This window comes from Burkholderia vietnamiensis LMG 10929 (genome assembly GCF_000959445.1).
GTDB classification, from domain to species: domain Bacteria; phylum Pseudomonadota; class Gammaproteobacteria; order Burkholderiales; family Burkholderiaceae; genus Burkholderia; species Burkholderia vietnamiensis.
The window spans coordinates 795,364-814,231 of the sequence record NZ_CP009631.1 but is presented as its reverse complement, the minus strand read 5'-3'; the positions used below and the strand labels follow the sequence as shown (position 1 = coordinate 814,231).

The 18,868-nt window shown below is 57.2% G+C and carries 10 protein-coding genes, 3 rRNA genes and 2 pseudogenes; 3 read left to right on the top strand and 12 right to left on the bottom strand.

From position 1 onward, the window contains the following. Positions 1-5: 5 nt before the first annotated feature. The 3 genes from AK36_RS13685 to AK36_RS13675 are packed head-to-tail and all read right to left on the bottom strand — an operon-like array spanning position 6 to position 5,167. Positions 6-836 (bottom strand): phosphoadenosine phosphosulfate reductase family protein, encoded by an 831-nt coding sequence (locus tag AK36_RS13685; RefSeq protein WP_045578670.1) that lies wholly within the window; start codon positions 834-836, stop codon positions 6-8. Then, positions 811-4,269 carry a hypothetical protein gene (locus AK36_RS13680; protein ID WP_045578669.1) on the bottom strand — a complete coding sequence of 1,153 codons (3,459 nt, stop codon included), beginning with the start codon at positions 4,267-4,269 and terminating at the stop codon, positions 811-813. The genes AK36_RS13685 and AK36_RS13680 overlap by 26 nt, the downstream gene beginning before the upstream one ends. Further along, entirely contained in the window at positions 4,262-5,167 is a 906-nt protein-coding gene (locus AK36_RS13675; protein WP_045578668.1) for a DUF4007 family protein, read from the bottom strand. Before AK36_RS13675 ends, AK36_RS13680 begins: the two co-directional genes overlap by 8 nt. 1,068 nt (positions 5,168-6,235) lie before the next feature. Between AK36_RS13675 and AK36_RS34675 the strand changes: the two genes are divergently transcribed. Next, positions 6,236-6,370, top strand: a complete 135-nt coding sequence (locus AK36_RS34675) for a helix-turn-helix domain-containing protein (protein WP_080938674.1) — start codon at positions 6,236-6,238, stop codon at positions 6,368-6,370. A gap of 5 nt (positions 6,371-6,375) precedes the next feature. Here AK36_RS34675 and istB read toward each other — a convergent pair whose 3' ends face one another. Then, entirely contained in the window at positions 6,376-7,173 is a 798-nt protein-coding gene (gene istB / locus AK36_RS13670) for an IS21-like element helper ATPase IstB (RefSeq protein ID WP_045578667.1), read from the bottom strand. Next, positions 7,166-8,593 (bottom strand): annotated as a pseudogene (istA, locus tag AK36_RS13665) (IS21 family transposase); the annotation flags it as partial. The pseudogene istA and the gene istB, both read right to left, overlap by 8 nt. Between istA and AK36_RS13660 the strand changes: the two are divergent. Then, positions 8,554-8,787 (top strand): annotated as a pseudogene (locus tag AK36_RS13660) (ATP-binding protein); the annotation flags it as partial. The pseudogenes istA and AK36_RS13660 sit on opposite strands and share 40 nt — an antisense overlap. A 130-nt stretch (positions 8,788-8,917) precedes the next feature. On the opposite strand, the gene AK36_RS13655 reads toward AK36_RS13660, so the two are convergent. Together AK36_RS13655 and AK36_RS30290 are read right to left on the bottom strand one after the other, a co-directional pair. Next, on the bottom strand, positions 8,918-9,139 hold the full coding sequence (locus AK36_RS13655; protein ID WP_224019852.1) for a hypothetical protein: 222 nt from the start codon (positions 9,137-9,139) through the stop codon (positions 8,918-8,920). A 434-nt stretch (positions 9,140-9,573) separates the two neighbouring features. Continuing rightward, positions 9,574-10,575: a T6SS immunity protein Tli4 family protein gene (locus tag AK36_RS30290; RefSeq protein ID WP_167343729.1), complete on the bottom strand. Its 1,002-nt coding sequence runs from the start codon at positions 10,573-10,575 to the stop codon at positions 9,574-9,576. A 453-nt stretch (positions 10,576-11,028) separates the two neighbouring features. On the opposite strand from AK36_RS30290, the gene AK36_RS13645 reads away from it, so the two are divergent. Beyond that, positions 11,029-11,310 carry a hypothetical protein gene (locus tag AK36_RS13645; protein WP_043290584.1) on the top strand — a complete coding sequence of 94 codons (282 nt, stop codon included), beginning with the start codon at positions 11,029-11,031 and terminating at the stop codon, positions 11,308-11,310. 260 nt (positions 11,311-11,570) lie between these two features. On the opposite strand, the gene rrf is transcribed toward AK36_RS13645, so the two are convergent. The 5 genes from rrf to AK36_RS13620 all read right to left on the bottom strand — a co-directional run bounded on the left by rrf (position 11,571) and on the right by AK36_RS13620 (position 18,720). Then, a 5S ribosomal RNA gene (gene rrf, locus AK36_RS13640) occupies positions 11,571-11,683 on the bottom strand. 155 nt (positions 11,684-11,838) lie between these two features. Beyond that, a 23S ribosomal RNA gene (locus AK36_RS13635) occupies positions 11,839-14,720 on the bottom strand. A 447-nt stretch (positions 14,721-15,167) separates the two neighbouring features. Further along, positions 15,168-16,700 (bottom strand): 16S ribosomal RNA (locus AK36_RS13630). The 16S, 23S and 5S rRNA genes sit together here, the layout of an rRNA operon. A gap of 401 nt (positions 16,701-17,101) precedes the next feature. Beyond that, positions 17,102-17,635: a cytochrome b gene (locus AK36_RS13625; RefSeq protein ID WP_045578666.1), complete on the bottom strand. Its 534-nt coding sequence runs from the start codon at positions 17,633-17,635 to the stop codon at positions 17,102-17,104. Further along, on the bottom strand, positions 17,632-18,720 hold the full coding sequence (locus AK36_RS13620) for a catalase family peroxidase (RefSeq protein WP_045578665.1): 1,089 nt from the start codon (positions 18,718-18,720) through the stop codon (positions 17,632-17,634). Before AK36_RS13620 ends, AK36_RS13625 begins: the two co-directional genes overlap by 4 nt. Between the last annotated feature and the right edge of the window lie 148 nt (positions 18,721-18,868).

Below are 18,868 nucleotides of genomic sequence, written 5' to 3'. Positions count from 1 at the left end.
TGTAGTTATAGCTGACAGACCAGACACCCCTGGTCATCGTCTTCATCTAGTTCCTCTCCACGGTCGGCCTCGGCAAAGACTTCGGCGAGCGTCACGTTCTCCTTGCGCGCCTTCAGGCGATCCATCCGGATAACGTGCTCGCGACGGATCTGCTCCATACGTTCGGGCATTTCCAGTTCTGCCAAACTCTCTCCTTGGCTCCACGTGAAGAAGTTCCCCGTCTTCTCATATGGCTTCTCATAGGCCTTCGCCTTCTCGTAAAGGTCCGGATACGTCTCCTTTAACCTCACCCATTCAATCTTCTGTTGGTAGAAACAGAAATAGCAACCCGAACGCGTGCGCCCCCAATTTGTATAGGGCGGCATACCGACGCCGGACGTTTTGAGGATTTCCTCGATGTCGCGCAAAACCAGGCCATCGTCCTTAAAAGGATAGACCGCCTTGATATTGGGCTTGTGGCTGATGTAGCCACTGCGATTTTCCTCGGCTCGCAGCCCAACGTAATTGATGATCTCGTCATCGCCACAGTACTGTTCGAACGGCTTGAGCTTCAGTGCGCGCGTGCACCACCGGCGGTGATTCGAGGGGATCATCCCTCCGTACATCTCGTACCAATGGTCGAAACCGATATCAGCATTGAGGCGCGTGACCTCTTTACCTAAGTAAGCAGCGATCCGATCCAGATATTGATAGGTCTCAGGCAACTCCTTCAGAGTGTCACTGAAGATGTACTCCATGTCCGGCACGCGATCGCGCATGTAAATCGCAAGCGCGGCACTATCCTTGCCCCCCGACAGGCTCAAAATGTGTCTAACCGGCTTCTTTTTGGTCGTCATGGTGTGTTCGTTCCTCCAAAGGGGATCGCGTGCGCGCCTGTAAGTCGAGCAGTGCCTGCGCTAGCGCCGCTGAAGCAAGTTCATGATCATCGCCCGTTGATGTGATGATCATATCGAGCACATGGTCCGCCACCTGGCGGGCCGCGTCTGTCGTTGCCACAAAAACGGAGGTCTCTTGCCCTCCGGGTAGAGTTAAGGTGAGCCCCATAAAACGCTCGGCAGCGCGTGGCGCCTTTCCGCGCTGCATCACCACATTCATCCAGCGCCGATAATGAGCACACAGCTCTGTCAATGCCTGAGCGAACTTCCCAAGGGTCTCGTCATCCCATGCATCCAATGGCCGTTGAACAATCAGGCTACCGACGGAGTCGAGCCACTTCTCGTCCGTTAACGACAAATCCGTACAACGTAGCAGGAAACCGCGTAGGCGTGCGTCGGCCAAGTGCGAAGCAGAGGCGGCGCACTCCGCTTGCAACTGGCTCCGAACACGGCTAAGAGGGCCGGAAATCGCAAACCCTGAACTTAGCTCCTGAGTCACCGCGTCCTGCAAGCGACGATGCGCCATGCCAAGATCCGACAGAGTCGCAGTTAGCCAAGTACCTAACGGCTTCTTGGATTTCACCTGCACGTGGAGGGCCGGAATGCTCTGCGTCAACAATTCAATCGGGTCCGCTGCCGTCTTCAACATCGAACGCAGCAACGCAGCGTCCTTGCTGATTTGCTGCGTCTGCTTGGCAAAGTCGGGCAATCGCGCCGACCACCGATACAGGCTCCGTGCAAGCTCCAGATACGAGGGCTCGCCGTCGAATGAACAACCGATAGATGCGAGCACCGCGCGGTAATCAGCCAGCAGCCGCTTGTTGCTTTCGGCGTTTGTCATCTCGCGTAGCTTGAACGCCTGAGGATTCTTGAACATCCGTTGCAGGTGTTCTGCACTGACTTCAAGCAACAAGGTGCCGCGCTCAAACACCGCACATCGTCCGCGGTGAATCATCACGTACAACGCGACCCAGATACCAGCGGGCCCAGCACGAAGACCTAGCGGGGGAGCAGCCAATGTGCCGAGCACATCCCCGAAGCTGATGGGCTCGTCTTTGCAAAGCAATGACGAGAGCTTGGCCCATACAGCACTGATGTCGTTTTCCGCTTTAGCAGATGGCGGTACAAGCCGCCAACGTCCGCCGCTTTCCTCCCAGATCCCGGTCTGGCGCAGAAGGCTTGTGTGGATCAATCGTTCGGGGGGAAATTCACTAGGACCGCAGATCTGCCGTGTCTGGTCGTTTCCGAGTAGCACGTCGAACATGCGCTGCCGCGCCAAGACGATCGCCGAAGTCGGCTTATCCTTGTTGATCAGCTCGTTAATGATTCTCGGCGCTTGAAAATACACTTTATCGAACAACCAAGAGGCGAGCTGATTGGTGTTCATGAGAGTGCTATCAGGTATGGGACGGCCCTGATGCCAATACGCTGGCCCTTCTCTGCCAGGCGTAGGAATCAACTCCGAAGTCACCAAGCGTCCGACTGCCTCATGCGCATGCTGAAGTCGGCCTTCAACATAACGACTCGTCCATGGATCGAGGTGTTTGCTGTTAACCGTCTGCAGCACTTCTTGCCAGATCGAGAACTCCACCAGGGCAGCGCGCCCCTCGGCGGATAGGCGCAGACAGCCGCAAAGCTCCAGCTCCTGCGTCTGGTCTTGCAACCAAGCCGCCGCTGCGGCGGCATCCTCATCGCCAGACAGAAGCACCAACTTAAGCCATGCGTCAGGCTGCAAGTCGTCGCCTGCCGTCGTCGCGACCGCTGGCCAAGCCCCGACAACTCCGACGGCAATGCCGAGAGTTCGTATAGTGCCAGTACGGTCGTAATGCTTATTGGCGACGACCAATCGCTTTGATAGCAGTCGCGAGATGCCGCGGAGGATGAGATCCGATTCACCAGAGCGCGCCGCGCGCTCGTAAAGAGCCTCAACGTTTACCGCATCGGAAACCGCGAACGCAAATTCTGTCTTTCTGCGGCGATGGATCAGCACCCCGCGTTCGACCAATTGAGCCAGAGTCTCGTCGATCCGAGACCCAGCTACCTGTGAACCCAATGCGAAAGAGATGACGCTCGACGTCACCTCCTGTGCCAAGTCGGACTGTACCAATTCGAGTACCGCGATACTCTTGAGGACTTGCGCTGTGATTGGATGGTCTGAATGGCGCTCGACAGCAGCCACCGCGAATGCCCAGCGTCGCTCGCTGCCTAAATCCCTAAACCGCAACCCATAACCTGCGGCCAAATAGTCGAATACATCGGGCAGGCGAAGCCACGCCTGCGAGTCCAAGTCCGTTCGATGCACGAAATCGACCAGCCCTTGCGGCTCGTGGCCTCGCAAAAACGCATGAAACGAACGCTCGCTCTGACCATAGCGCTTCGATATCACCGCCAAGCTCGCAACGCTGAGCGGATGCAAAGGATACAAGCATGCTGGCTGTTCAAAGAGCGCCTTGTCAGCGGCGGTGGTCGCGCGCAACACGCCAAGATCTAGTGCGGTATCGTACAAGCTCTGCGCGGTATTTCTCAGGCCATCGTTCTCTAGCAGCCTGGGCTTGACCCCGAGTGCATGACTTGCAAAGTGGGCGTAGCGTTCAATCGGTTCGTCGAAAGGGATTTCCTCAAAGCGAGATGCAACCTTGTGCCATTCATCGCTCAACGCCCGACCGACTCCGGCTGCATAGCTCGCAAAATGCTGGTGGAGCATCGCCACGACCATAAGCTTATCGTCGTCGGCCTTGCTTGCGTGCTCTGCAATCTGTTGCAGGGCGATTAGATCACCCTGGTCCGGGTACAACGCCGCGTGTTCGACGAATTTACCCACCTCATCGATCAGCAACACGAGCCCTCGGAATCCTTGCGTCTGAGCCGCCACCGCAAGATCGTCGAGCAGTTCCCCGACACGCGCGTTCAGGGGCATCCCCTTGTATGTGCGCTGCTCCACGTCGAGATGTCGCCGGATGCCGGCCGCGGCCTTGCTCTTGCCCCACCCTTCCAAAGCTTGACCAACGGCCATCGCCAAGGCTTGCCCGATAGACACGCGAGCGCCGACGAGAGCGATTGGATACCGAGAACAATCGTGATAATGACGCGCAACCCCAGGGGCGGCCTTGTTGAGTGCCTGCCAAGCCTTCGGGTAAGCAGCCTTGCCCGCCATGACCTGCGCGAGCAAAACTCCCAAAGCCGACTTGCCACTTCCATATGGACCGACCAGTTTCCAAGCCCGCTGGGCATACCCATGCGTGAGCGACTCGCCAATCTGCTTCAGTGCCGACAGCGCATTCGGAGTCAGAAGATAGCCATCGATCGCCTGCGCGTCGCGAAGGTCGCGATCGAGCGAAATTGAGCGAGTATGGCGCCCTTCCAGCTTCAGTCCGTCGATGATTCGGTCATGCATATGCGTTGGCCTTCTGCGGTGCCCGCAGCCAATACGAAGCGTCGATGCGCTCCGGTTTCAACACGACACTTTGGGTGTCAGCGGTGTCAATGAAAGTCATGGCCCCCTGGAAGGGCCCATCGCTCAAGCGTTCGATGAAGAGCCTCAACTGATACTCGTCCAATCGGAACACCTGCCCGGGACTGTATGCGCCTTTGAGCACCTGGCCGAAGTCGGCCGAATAGGCACTGCTTTGCCGGGATACGAACTCCAGCAAGGCCATGCCAAATACTCGCAATGTGAGACCAATCGGGGTGGAGGCATCAACGCTAAAAACTGGGCGTCCCCCATCGATTTTGCTGGCCCGCAGCAGGCCAAGATCCTGAAGGGGGCACCACGAAGAGTCATCAGAGTTGCGATCTTCCTGAAAGTACGTCTGCAGGAAAATGCCCGCATGCTGCTCGATTGTGGTCACCGCCAGTGGTCTGGTGGCACTCTCCGCACGCCGCCTCAGTCCTTCGATCAAGGATTGCCGGTCGAAGCGGGTCAATCGACCTTCGCCGAAGACCTCATTCCACGCCGCCAGCGCTGCATTCGTGCTCAACTGCCAATGTATAAGCCACAAGGATTCCAGCGACTCAAGATGAGGGTCCCAGCCCGTCTCAGAAAGCAGCCTCAGACCAATCGGGGCGGGAACATGTCCACCACCTTCGTCGGGTTGAATAATCCCGGCAGCTTCCGCCCAGAACTGGATTGACCTGACCATATTCCGCCCGATTCCCAGCGCGTTCGTCGCCGCTTCATCGTTACGCAACAAGTCGGGTGTTGATTGGACGGCCCTGAACACCTTGGGCAGCCAGCCGAACCGGCACACGAATGATTCATGGCCGGAGAAACGCTCGCTCGGAAGTTGGCTCATGTCCTTGTCTTGATCTTGATGGTCTGTACAGAATTTATTGGGGCCACACCCGCCGCGAACCACGCCCCGGTCGTGCATGAGGCCCGCAGCTGTAACCGCATATAACGACCGTTCCCCTAAAGCGGTATTATGCAATAGTGTCCGCTCTTGGGGTTTCGTTCCCACTAGACGTTTGCGCGCAACCCCGCCATGAGCCACCAGCCGATGCATCAACGTAGCCGTTAACCGCTTAAGGACACCGTCCAACCTTCCCACCATCGCGTGGCTTTATGTCGCGATGGATGTGCGGCATCTATCCTGAACTAAGCTCGGCTTCTCCGTGGGCCGTAAATGCTCCCGTACCGGCCCCGAAACATCGAGTCCCGGGACAACGCCGGTTGTCCATCTTCGCCTGCCGAGGGTTATCGGATCGAGCAGCATCTGCCCTGGGGGCGCCACCGGAGCCGTCGCCGGCACGCCGGAAGCGCCGCTGCCACGCTCAGCGATGCTGAAGCTGGCGGCATAACCTGATCGTCGCCGGTCCCATCGGCTTATTCTTTGGTGGCCTCGCTGAAGGTCTAATGGACGCTCTGTCCGGAGATGCCGTCGGTTGTGCTGCTGGCAACGCGATTGGCAAGCAGCTCGATACCCACACGCTCGGCAACTACGAATGCAAGGTCGACCGCTAGCACCACAAACGATATAGGGGTGGCACTTGCAAAAGGAAATAGACGACCGGCCCATGTCCAGAGCGGTCCGCAACGTCAATGCACCGGTACAGCGATGGATTTTTCCTCTGAATGATCAATCGTGATAGTCCGCGGCTCACACGTCTAGACGATGAATTTTGTCAATTGGGATCCACAAATGCCAATCCTGACATCCAAACGCGCTCGAGCGACCAAAAACATATATTAATTTACGCTCACCACAATTTAAAAAAATATTTGTGCTTCCTTCGTCGCATTTTCTCGAAAATCACACGTTGACCCTCGTCTTTTACGATCTTATTCTTCCAAAATTCGAGAAAACCTTGTCGTTGAATTCCACGTGACAGACTTTGGAAAATTTGTCCGAGCTCGCCGCAAAATGCTCAAGCTCACGCAGACCGAACTCGCACGCCGACTCGGCGTAGACGACGCATATATCAGTGCGATTGTTGATTTTCACCGAATCTTGACCCACCGTTTTCATCTAAATCTGACCCACCCCGAGACAGCGTAGTACATCTATTCCGGTGTGGATAACTCCTCACTGCCTGCTGCTTTTGCTGCTCTCTTTCTGGTTGCCTTCGCCTTGGCAGAACTGGACTTGAAGCGCCAGGATTCATTGCCCGTTTCGACGATGTGGCAGTGATGGGTGACGCGGTCCAGCAGCGCCGTCGTCATCTTTGCGTCCCCGAACACGGTCGCCCACTCGCCGAAGCTGAGGTTGGTGGTGATCACGACACTCGTGTGTTCATACAGCTTCGAGAGCAAGTAGAACAGCAATGCGCCACCGGTCTGGCTGAACGGCAGGTAGCCCAGTTCGTCGAGGATTACCAGGTCGACGTACATCAGCTTATGGGCGATCTGGCCTTGTTTGCCGATGGACTTCTCCTGCTCCAGTGCGTTGGTCAGCTCGACGGTCGAGAAGTAGCGCACGCGCTTGCCGTGGCGCTGCACGGCCTCAATTCCGATCGCTGAGGCGAGGTGCGTTTTGCCGGTGCCGGGGCCACCGATGAACACGACGTTGTGTGCGCTTGCGAGGAACGACAGGTCACTGAGTTCTCGAACCAGCGCTTCGTCGACGTGCGCCTGCGCGAAGTCGAAGCCCTTCAGGTCGCGGTGAGCCGGGAAGCGAGCGGCGGTCATCTGATAGGCGATCGAGCGCACCTGTCGCTCCGCCGTCTCAGCCATCAGCAGCTGCTTCATGAAGCGCTCCGGGTCGAACTCCGTGTGACGCGACTGCGCCAGCAGCTCTGGCCAGGTGCTCGCCATGCCATGCAGTTTGAGCCCCTTGAGTTGGGCGGCGATGTCGTTAGACATGACGGTCCTCCGGTGGGTTGGCGCGCAGGGTTTCGTAGCGGCTCACGTCGGCAGCCGGCTCTTCGGTAAGCTGGAGTTTCGTCGTCGCGAGGTTGGTACTCGTGGTGGGCGCCTTTAACCGGCTCAGCACGTTCAGAACGTGCTCCCCACTGGGGCGTCCCGAGTCCAGCGCTGCCTGCACGGCAAGCAGCACGGCATCGAGTCCGTGTTCGCGCACCGCGGCGAGCACCTGCGTCATGATGCGATCGCCTCCCGGGTGCTTCAGTAGGTGTCGCTGCAACTGCTGCAGCGGCTGTGGCATCGTGACGAACGGAGCGCCGTTGCGCAACGCGCCGGGTTTGCGCTCAACCAGCGTGATGTAATGGCGCCAGTCGTAGAAGGTCATGTGCCGCTCGAAGCTGCGTTCGTGGCGTGCGATCTCCTGGGCGTCGGCGACGACGCTGAGATATGCCGGATAGCAGCGCACGCTCACCAGCTGGTTCGTATACTCGGTGGGCACGCTGTAGCGGTTGCGCTGAAAGTGGATGAGGCTGGTCGACGACACCCGCAGGGTCTGCTCGACATAGCCGTCGAACGGGCGTGGATTGGGCATCAGCCTGGTGCGCTCGTCCTGCAGCACGTCCTCGACCGTCAGCTCGGGCCACTGCGGGTGCCGCATCTGCCAGGCCTGACGACACTGGCCCGCGACCCATTCGTTCAGAAGCTCCAGCGTTTCCCAGCGTCGTAGCGCAGCCTCGTGCCAGATCTGGCGGCGCCGGTCCTGCACGTTCTTCTCAACGATGCCCTTCTCCCAGCCGGCGGCACGGTTGCAGAATTCCGGCTCGAACAGGTAATGGCCGCACATTGCCTCGAAGCGGGCGTTGACCGCGCGCTCCTTGCCGCGGCCGACCTTGTCCACGGCGGTCTTCATGTTGTCGTAGATGCCGCGGCGCGGCACGCCGCCGAACGCGGCGAATGCGCGGGCGTGCGCATCGAACAGCATCTCGTGACTCTGGGTCGGATAGGCGACCAGCCAGAACGCCCGGCTGGCATTGAGCTTGACGTGGGCGACCTCCAGGCGTCGCCGCAACCCGCCGATGAAGGCGTATTCGCAGCTCCAGTCAAACTGGAATGCTTCGCCGGGTTCGAAGGCCAGCGGTACATAGGCCTTCCTGCGCGGGGCTTCAGCCTGCTCCTCGTGCCAGCGTCTCACGAAGGCGCTGACGCGGCCGTAGCTGCCGGCGTAGCCCTCGCCGCGGATGGCCTCGAACATGAACCGGGCCGTGCGCCGGTCACGCTTCGGGCGATGACTGTCTGCCCGCAGCCAGCCCGTCAGTTGCGCGGCCCACTCGTCGACGACGCTCGGGCTGACGCGCTTCGGGTACTTCGGCTCAACGGCATCAACACAGTCACTTCTTCCAGATCGTCGCCAAGCGCTACGAGCGTGGCTCGATGATCCTGACCAGCAACCTGCCGTTTGCGCAGTGGGACGAAACCTTCGGCGGCAACACCACCCTCACTGCAGCGATGCTCGACCGCATCCCCCACCATGCCCACATCATCCAGATCAAAGGAGACAGCTACAGACTGAAACAGCAACGCAAAGCCGGGCACGTCCCGACATCGAAGAAGTAACGACTGGCTCAGTTTTACTTTGCGCGATCAGGCGCGAAGTGGCTCAGATTTCAAATGCGTTTGACACCGCGGAGCTGCGCTAAGCGGCGGGCGTCAAAGCACCCGACGAACCGCTGGGACTCCAAGACGTTCATTCAGCCACGTAGCAATGGTAGGTAACGAACGTTGCGATGAGCACCACCCCAGCGCCGCAGAACACCGGCCAATTTCGGAGGACATCGAGCTTGGACGTCGGCGGCTCGTTCTCTCCGTCGAGGTCCCAGTAGTCGATGCCCGGGTCGCCAGTGAGATTGACGATAATCAACAAGGCAGAGCAGACAAAGAGCCCGAGAAGAACAACGAATATTGGCATCGACATTTTCGGCGTTCCCCTTAATCGTTCATCCAGTGCATGAAAACAGCCAGCTCTTCTTGTACATGTCGCTTCCAACCTCGGCCCCCATCTACCCAACGTCACTCCCGACAAACACCAGCGCGATAGTGCGAGCGGGCTCAGCAGGCCGCAAACGAATGAAACCCCGTGAACTGTGCGAGGCTTCCAGCAATCGTGCCGCCAGCTATTATGCTCCCCTGCCTGGCGGCCTAGAGTACCGCAACGTCGAGATAGACAATCTCACACTATGCTTCCCAAACTCTCACTGGGGGCTCCTACCGCCCGACGAGGCTCGTCCGGTCGGACCAGAAGCGGCTCGCTTGGCTGCAGTATGTCCTCTCCGTTACCTCGCTGCACGATGCCACCGACCGTCGTCATGTCATTTTTTAGAATGCCCTATCGCCCTCCATCCTTTAAACCACGCCGGGTCGCAGCCTCAAGCTGTTCAGCAATATATCCCAAGCCTGTAATGCCTGTGCCTCATCAACCGGAGAGGTTCGTTCTTCAGCTGGCATATCGTGGTTACTGATATTGCCAAGAATCATTTGAATCGAAGTATGCGGCTTTGCCAACGTACTCGGGTCACCCGGGGCAAGCAGAGAGAAGCGGTATTCGGTAACCGCCCCGTCTTTAGCCTCAAACAGTACTTCTTCGGCTTCAATGCCCGCGACTTTGCGATGGCCTTGGCGCAAAATACGGTAGTGTGTACCGATACTATCCAATTTCGCACGCAAATCAGGCAAGGTTTTCAGGAGCGAGGCGGAAGAATCGCGGTCTTGACTAACGGAATCGCGCATCTGAATCACTAGAAGTGCCGGGCGATTTTCCGGCATCAACACGAACGACTGGGTAACCTCCTCAGAGTAGGTCGACGAACCAGTCACGATTCCACCATCAATGCAGAATCCTGACTCTGTCGGTACCGACCAGTTGTCACGGCTCCTAATTCGACGATACGTGTCGTTATAGATCTCCCCAGCCTGTCTCAGCGCCTCTACTCCAATTCCGCCAACAGTGTGAAAAAGATTTCCACCATCCAACAAATAGCCCTCTGTTTTGAAATCAAGGCCAGATTTTGAATAATATTCTTGATAAACAAATACCGCCGAATTTTCTCTTGGGCGCAACTCCGTCTCCAACCACGAATGATTGACTTTTATACCGGTTCCAGGATTTACTCGCTGCAAACCATTCAACCTAGAGCTCAAGAGTCTTACCTTCGAATCGTACTCGGCCGCCGACGAGTTATGCTTAACATCAATCCTTTCACCACGGAATTCGTATGATTGATTATATATTCGGCTTGCCACTGGGCGATCAAACACAAAGCGGCCGACACACCACGGCCTCAACTTGGATAACAAAGGATTAGTCACCGCCAACTCCCCAGAGAAGGCAGCTGAGCAGATACACATACCTGCGACAATTATCGAAATAGTACTGGCATGTCTCAACATTCCGACTCCCGTGTGTTCAACGCGAACTGCACAATACTATAAATCACAGGCAAGCGCGTCTACGGGTGATCGTAACTAGACAAATTTTAAGTTATTTGCATTATTTTACCAATTATGCAGATCCATACCACCCGCTTAGCCAGCGAACCATTGGACGGATACGAAAATCTGCCTCCGTTCGATACGTCTTTTTTATACATCTCCCGTTTGGCTATTGAGCGCCTAAATCGATTTGTGAGATGCATCACGAATTAAACTATACGCGGCGTGCGATATATAGAAGATCGCATCGCTAGACACAGCGGATCAGAAGAACCGCTGAAGAGAGAGCAAAGCAGTAAGAGCGCGGGCCGCATGGGCTGCCACCCATACGACCCGCTGACCACAACCAACTCACACTAGGAGTCGGAAATGGCTGTCCCGAATATTAAATCGCTTCCCAAGAAACGCAAGCTCCAGCGCGACCCTACCACCGTGCTTCAGTTGATCCTCCGCAGCACGCCTGACAAGCCAAAGCGAGGTTGGCCGTACTTGCCTTGGATGGCCGTCATCGACGCGCACTTCAAGCTGTTCGGATTCGAGCCCGGCGACCGCGTCTATTTCGAGATCAACCACGATACCCGGCAAATGCACATCACGCCGCACTATGGCGATCTCGATTTCCGCGAGCAGCCCTACCATCAACCGGATTGACGGCGACTATTCGAGCGCTAAAGGGTCAAGGGCCGCGTTACGCGGCCCTCACTGCCTCCGCAACGGCCCGCCCCCCGGAGAGACCATCTCCATGCGCTCTTCCCGAGCGCGGAACGCAGCGCAGTTTTCGACAGCCATCGTCAACAACCGTCACACCAACGGTCAACAGATAGATGCTGATGATCTTCGGTAGCCGGATTTTCGGAGGCCACAAATGCAAAAACCCCCGCCTTTCGGGCGGGGGTTTCTGGCTTAGGGGAGCCTGACGATTACCTACTTTCACACGGGAATCCGCACTATCATCGGCGTAGAGTCGTTTCACGGTCCTGTTCGGGATGGGAAGGGGTGGGACCGACTCGCTATGGTCATCAGGCAAAGAGGGTTGTTCTGCTGGCATGGCCAACAGAACCAATCTTGGAAGAAGCAGTAATCTTGAGTTGTGTGTATCACACACGAGAATCCAACATGTCGCTCTGGATCGCGGCCAGTGCTTTCGCACGGCGCCGATCTACAAGGCAGACTTGTTATAGGATCAAGCCTTACGGGCAATTAGTATCAGTTAGCTGAACGCATTACTGCGCTTACACACCTGACCTATCAACGTCCTGGTCTCGAACGACCCTTCAAGGGGATCTAGTCCCCAGGGATATCTCATCTTAAGGCGAGTTTCCCGCTTAGATGCTTTCAGCGGTTATCTCTTCCGAACATAGCTACCCGGCGATGCCACTGGCGTGACAACCGGTACACCAGAGGTTCGTCCACTCCGGTCCTCTCGTACTAGGAGCAGCCCCCTTCAAATATCCAACGCCCACGGCAGATAGGGACCAAACTGTCTCACGACGTTTTAAACCCAGCTCACGTACCTCTTTAAATGGCGAACAGCCATACCCTTGGGACCGGCTACAGCCCCAGGATGAGATGAGCCGACATCGAGGTGCCAAACACCGCCGTCGATATGAACTCTTGGGCGGTATCAGCCTGTTATCCCCAGAGTACCTTTTATCCGTTGAGCGATGGCCCTTCCATACAGAACCACCGGATCACTATGACCTGCTTTCGCACCTGCTCGACTTGTCGGTCTCGCAGTTAAGCACGCTTATGCCATTGCACTATCAGCACGATTTCCGACCGTACCTAGCGTACCTTCGTACTCCTCCGTTACGCTTTGGGAGGAGACCGCCCCAGTCAAACTGCCTACCATGCACTGTCCCCGACCCGGATCACGGGCCAAGGTTAGAACCTCAAACAAACCAGGGTGGTATTTCAAGGACGGCTCCACCGAAACTAGCGTTCCGGTTTCATAGCCTCCCACCTATCCTACACAGATCGGTTCAAAGTCCAATGCAAAGCTACAGTAAAGGTTCATGGGGTCTTTCCGTCTAGCCGCGGGTAGATTGCATCATCACAAACACTTCAACTTCGCTGAGTCTCGGGAGGAGACAGTGTGGCCATCGTTACGCCATTCGTGCAGGTCGGAACTTACCCGACAAGGAATTTCGCTACCTTAGGACCGTTATAGTTACGGCCGCCGTTTACCGGGACTTCAATCAAGAGCTTGCACCCCATCATTTAATCTTCCGGCACCGGGCAGGCGTCACACCCTATACGTCCACTTTCGTGTTTGCAGAGTGCTGTGTTTTTATTAAACAGTCGCAGCCACCAGTTTATTGCAACCCCTTCACCCTCCTGGCGCAGGCCAGTCAAGCTACAAGGGCGTACCTTATCCCGAAGTTACGGTACCAATTTGCCGAGTTCCTTCTCCCGAGTTCTCTCAAGCGCCTTAGAATACTCATCTCGCCCACCTGTGTCGGTTTGCGGTACGGTCATCGTTAGACTGAAGCTTAGAGGCTTTTCTTGGAACCACTTCCAATTGCTTCGCTCCCGAAGGAGCTCGCGCCACACCCTTGAATTACGCACCCGGATTTGCCTAAGTGCCTTCTCCAATGCAGCGACCGGGACTTCCAACACCCGGACAACCTTCCGCGATCCGTCCCCCCATCGCATCTAACAATGGTGCAGGAATATTGACCTGCTTCCCATCAGCTACGCATTTCTGCCTCGCCTTAGGGGCCGACTCACCCTACGCCGATGAACGTTGCGTAGGAAACCTTGGGCTTACGGCGAGGGGGCCTTTCACCCCCTTTATCGCTACTCATGTCAGCATTCGCACTTCCGATACCTCCAGCACCCTTTACAAGGCACCTTCGCAGGCTTACGGAACGCTCTCCTACCATGCGTGCAAAGCACGCATCCGCAGCTTCGGTATATAGCTTAGCCCCGTTACATCTTCCGCGCAGGACGACTCGATCAGTGAGCTATTACGCTTTCTTTAAAGGGTGGCTGCTTCTAAGCCAACCTCCTGACTGTTTTAGCCTTCCCACTTCGTTTCCCACTTAGCTATATTTGGGGACCTTAGCTGGCGGTCTGGGTTGTTTCCCTCTTGACACCGGACGTTAGCACCCGATGTCTGTCTCCCGTGATTGCACTCTTCGGTATTCGGAGTTTGCTATGGCGGGGTAATCTGCAATAGACCCCCCAACCATGACAGTGCTCTACCCCCGAAGGTGAGACACGAGGCACTACCTAAATAGTTTTCGGAGAGAACCAGCTATTTCCAGGTTTGTTTAGCCTTTCACCCCTATCCACAGCTCATCCCCTAACTTTTCAACGTTAGTGGGTTCGGACCTCCAGTACGTGTTACCGCACCTTCATCCTGGCCATGGATAGATCACCTGGTTTCGGGTCTACGCCCAGCAACTGAACGCCCTATTCGGACTCGCTTTCGCTACGCCTGCCCTATACGGTTAAGCTTGCTACTGAACGTAAGTCGCTGACCCATTATACAAAAGGTACGCCGTCACCCCTTACGAGGCTCCGACTGTTTGTATGCATGCGGTTTCAGGATCTATTTCACTCCCCTCCCGGGGTTCTTTTCGCCTTTCCCTCACGGTACTGGTTCACTATCGGTCGATCACGAGTATTTAGCCTTGGAGGATGGTCCCCCCATCTTCAGACAGGATTTCACGTGTCCCGCCCTACTTGTCGCACACCTAGTTCTTTCATACTGTTTTCGCCTACAGGGCTATCACCTGCTATGGCCGCACTTTCCAGAGCGTTCGGCTAACAATACAAATAAAGAGTGCAAGGCTCATCCCATTTCGCTCGCCACTACTTTGGGAATCTCGGTTGATTTCTTTTCCTGCGGTTACTTAGATGTTTCAGTTCACCGCGTTCGCTTCTCTGGACCTATGTATTCAGTCCAGGATGACCCAAAAGGGCCGGGTTTCCCCATTCGGATATCTACGGATCAAAGCTCGTTTGCCAGCTCCCCGTAGCTTTTCGCAGGCTACCGCGTCCTTCATCGCCTGTGATCGCCAAGGCATCCACCACATGCACTTGTTCGCTTGACCCTATAACGAGTCTGTCTCATGTCGGCCATCGTTAGCGCTTTAGCGCTTACGAGGGGCCCATCCCCGAAGGGGACGACAGTCGCTACAGGTTGAGTTCTCGCGTTGTGCCGTATTCCAATTGAGCCGAACATGAAGTTCGAATCATCTTGAGATACATCGATACAATCACAACCCGGATAGTTTTCACGTCCATCTCAAGACGCTTCCACTATCCAAATTACTTACTTCTTCCAGATTGTTAAAGAACGACAGCCGATACTTTCGTACCGCTCTGACTGGCTCAATCGCCAATGAGAAAGACTCGAACGAAACATCGTTCGAATATTTTTCATTGAAGATTATCGAAAGCGGCCGGTATTATAACCGATAAAACCGCTAACAGACAGCCTTTCTTTCTAAACCAACAGCCGATAAGCGTGAGCGCTCAATTTTGCGAGATAGCTCTGGAAAGGAGGTGATCCAGCCGCACCTTCCGATACGGCTACCTTGTTACGACTTCACCCCAGTCATGAATCCTACCGTGGTGACCGTCCTCCTTGCGGTTAGACTAGCCACTTCTGGTAAAACCCACTCCCATGGTGTGACGGGCGGTGTGTACAAGACCCGGGAACGTATTCACCGCGGCATGCTGATCCGCGATTACTAGCGATTCCAGCTTCATGCACTCGAGTTGCAGAGTGCAATCCGGACTACGATCGGTTTTCTGGGATTAGCTCCCCCTCGCGGGTTGGCGACCCTCTGTTCCGACCATTGTATGACGTGTGAAGCCCTACCCATAAGGGCCATGAGGACTTGACGTCATCCCCACCTTCCTCCGGTTTGTCACCGGCAGTCTCCTTAGAGTGCTCTTGCGTAGCAACTAAGGACAAGGGTTGCGCTCGTTGCGGGACTTAACCCAACATCTCACGACACGAGCTGACGACAGCCATGCAGCACCTGTGCGCCGGTTCTCTTTCGAGCACTCCCGAATCTCTTCAGGATTCCGACCATGTCAAGGGTAGGTAAGGTTTTTCGCGTTGCATCGAATTAATCCACATCATCCACCGCTTGTGCGGGTCCCCGTCAATTCCTTTGAGTTTTAATCTTGCGACCGTACTCCCCAGGCGGTCAACTTCACGCGTTAGCTACGTTACTAAGGAAATGAATCCCCAACAACTAGTTGACATCGTTTAGGGCGTGGACTACCAGGGTATCTAATCCTGTTTGCTCCCCACGCTTTCGTGCATGAGCGTCAGTATTGGCCCAGGGGGCTGCCTTCGCCATCGGTATTCCTCCACATCTCTACGCATTTCACTGCTACACGTGGAATTCTACCCCCCTCTGCCATACTCTAGCCTGCCAGTCACCAATGCAGTTCCCAGGTTGAGCCCGGGGATTTCACATCGGTCTTAGCAAACCGCCTGCGCACGCTTTACGCCCAGTAATTCCGATTAACGCTTGCACCCTACGTATTACCGCGGCTGCTGGCACGTAGTTAGCCGGTGCTTATTCTTCCGGTACCGTCATCCCCCGACTGTATTAGAGCCAAGGATTTCTTTCCGGACAAAAGTGCTTTACAACCCGAAGGCCTTCTTCACACACGCGGCATTGCTGGATCAGGCTTTCGCCCATTGTCCAAAATTCCCCACTGCTGCCTCCCGTAGGAGTCTGGGCCGTGTCTCAGTCCCAGTGTGGCTGGTCGTCCTCTCAGACCAGCTACTGATCGTCGCCTTGGTAGGCCTTTACCCCACCAACTAGCTAATCAGCCATCGGCCAACCCTATAGCGCGAGGCCCGAAGGTCCCCCGCTTTCATCCATAGATCGTATGCGGTATTAATCCGGCTTTCGCCGGGCTATCCCCCACTACAGGACATGTTCCGATGTATTACTCACCCGTTCGCCACTCGCCACCAGGTGCAAGCACCCGTGCTGCCGTTCGACTTGCATGTGTAAGGCATGCCGCCAGCGTTCAATCTGAGCCAGGATCAAACTCTTCAGTTTAAACCTGTTACTGTTTTCGGTTCCGTTAAGAACCGGTCGCTCACTCAAAGCTGACAGGTATATGAATCTCTTCATAAACCTGACTTACTTTAGTGTGAGACTCTTGATACTTTCGCTTTCTGATCCGAAGATCAGCTCGCTTCCATCAAGCGCCCACACTTATCGGCTGTTAATTTTTAAAGAACGTCGCGTTTCAAACGTCTCGTTTGTTTCGCGTCTCAATCAAGAGAGGCCGAATTATGGTTTTCCCCAGCATCGGCGTCAAGCACTTTTTGAAAATTTTTTGACAAGCGGTGCGGCGGGGTCCGTTGAGCAGCCTTCCGCAGCCGTCAAATCGAGACAGCGGCGGCGCCCTCGAGCGCCGCCGACAGCCCCGCCGCATCGCGCGCACCCCGCGCAAGTCAACGCCCGACCATCGCCCTCACCACCCCGTCGCGCCGGATCAGCCCGTGATAGAGCGCCGCCGCGAAGTGCGCGACGAACGTGACGAAGAACAGGTAAGCCAACACCCGATGCGCGACCCGCAGCCATGCGAAGGTCGCCGGATCCGCCGAGACCAGCGCCGGCAATTGCACCCCGCCGCCCAAGGTCACCGGGTATCCGCCCGCCGACAGCATCGCCCAGCCGATCAGCGGCATCGCGACCATCAGCGCATACAGCACGAGATGCGACCCGTGCGCGGCGAACTTCTGCCACCACGGCAGATCGTCCGGCAGCGCCGGCGCTTTCGTCGACAGCCGCACCGCGATGCGCACGCACACCAGCACCAGCACGGCGATCCCCAACGGCTTGTGCAACGCCACCAGGAAATCGTGTCGCCGCGAAATCGACGCCACCATCCCCACACCGACGAACAGCATCGTCACGATCATCGCGGCCATCACCCAATGCAGCAGCCTTGCCGGCAAGCCAAACGTCGTAGTTCCCTTCATCATCGTCCCTCCGCAGTCAATCGCGCGGCCCCGGCCACGCCGGCCTCTTCACTCGTGCGGCGCAGATACGAATCCGCATACGCGGCCGAGCGCGCCGCCAGCAACGGATCGCCCGACACCTGAATCCCGCGCGGCAGCACCGTCGGGTCGTAGTTCACGTCGCGGCACGGGCCGCTGTCCTGCGGCTCGACGCGATCGAGCACCAGCGTGCCCGCGTCGATCGTCGTTCGCTGCGCGGGCCAGGTTTTCGTCGCGTCGTCCACCGGATCGCCGGGGTCGGCCAAGGTGACGAGCAGCTTCCACTTCTGCGCACCGCCAGCGATGCGGCGCGTGACGTCCTGCTGCAGCACGTTCGGATCGGCCGCCGTCGCGACGTCCGCGGCGCCGGCCGTCTGCTCGGGCACGACGCGCCATCTCACCGCGTGCCGCTGGCCGGCGGCGTCGACGAAGTAGAACGCGTTCAGCCCGTAATAGCTTTCGGTGACGTAGCTCGCGCTCGGCTTCGCACCCTTCACCCATGCGCGGAAGGCGGCCGTCTCCGGATGCGCGGCGAAGAACGCCTTCACCTTCGCCGGATCGGCCTTGCCCGTCGCCGGGTCGGGCGCGGTCGCGAGCAGCTGCTCGTAGAACGCCTTCGGCGTCGCGACCGGGAACACCGGCATCGCGTTCATCCCGGTGCGCCATTGCTCGCCGTCCGGAGCGGTCAGCTTCAGCGCGAGGCTGCGGATCGGCACGCTGCTGTCCGGCGCATACGGATTGCCGCCCGGCAGCGCGAACCGGCCGACCACCGGCGTGCGCACGGGCTTGAAGAACGGCGCCACCGAATACGCACTCGCGGCGCCGCTGCCTTCGAAGTAGCCGGTCACGCACACGCCCTTCGCGTGATTGCGCCGGAAGCCCGGATGGACGCCGCCGCCGGCCGTCTGCAGCGCGTCGACGAGCCGATGCGGCGTCAGCCGCGCCGGCGCGAGCCACCCGCCGACATAGCCGAACGCCACCACCACGCCGGCCGCCGCGCCGCCGATCACGGCCCAGCGCCACCATCCGCGCCCAGGCTCGCGCGGCGGCGAAGAAGAAGATTGCTTCATGGATGCACTCCCGATCGTCTGATCATTGTCGAACGGGAATAGGACGCCGCCCGCGTCGCTTTATTCCACGAAACAATTTTTCGTATGCTGATGGAATAAGCGATGCCGGGCGGCGTCTTACCCGGCATCTCCACGCCTTTCGGCTCGC

Excerpts from the sequence above, each read along its gene's own strand:
- AK36_RS13685 (WP_045578670.1), bottom strand. The coding sequence starts at position 836 with ATGACGACCAAAAAGAAGCCGGTTAGACACATTTTGAGCCTGTCGGGG.
- AK36_RS13680 (WP_045578669.1), bottom strand. The coding sequence starts at position 4,269 with ATGCATGACCGAATCATCGACGGACTGAAGCTGGAAGGGCGCCATACT.
- AK36_RS13675 (WP_045578668.1), bottom strand. The coding sequence starts at position 5,167 with ATGAGCCAACTTCCGAGCGAGCGTTTCTCCGGCCATGAATCATTCGTG.
- AK36_RS34675 (WP_080938674.1), top strand. The coding sequence starts at position 6,236 with ATGCTCAAGCTCACGCAGACCGAACTCGCACGCCGACTCGGCGTAGAC.
- istB (WP_045578667.1), bottom strand. The coding sequence starts at position 7,173 with ATGTCTAACGACATCGCCGCCCAACTCAAGGGGCTCAAACTGCATGGC.
- AK36_RS13655 (WP_224019852.1), bottom strand. The coding sequence starts at position 9,139 with ATGCCAATATTCGTTGTTCTTCTCGGGCTCTTTGTCTGCTCTGCCTTG.
- AK36_RS30290 (WP_167343729.1), bottom strand. The coding sequence starts at position 10,575 with ATGTGTATCTGCTCAGCTGCCTTCTCTGGGGAGTTGGCGGTGACTAAT.
- AK36_RS13645 (WP_043290584.1), top strand. The coding sequence starts at position 11,029 with ATGGCTGTCCCGAATATTAAATCGCTTCCCAAGAAACGCAAGCTCCAG.
- AK36_RS13625 (WP_045578666.1), bottom strand. The coding sequence starts at position 17,635 with ATGATGAAGGGAACTACGACGTTTGGCTTGCCGGCAAGGCTGCTGCAT.
- AK36_RS13620 (WP_045578665.1), bottom strand. The coding sequence starts at position 18,720 with ATGAAGCAATCTTCTTCTTCGCCGCCGCGCGAGCCTGGGCGCGGATGG.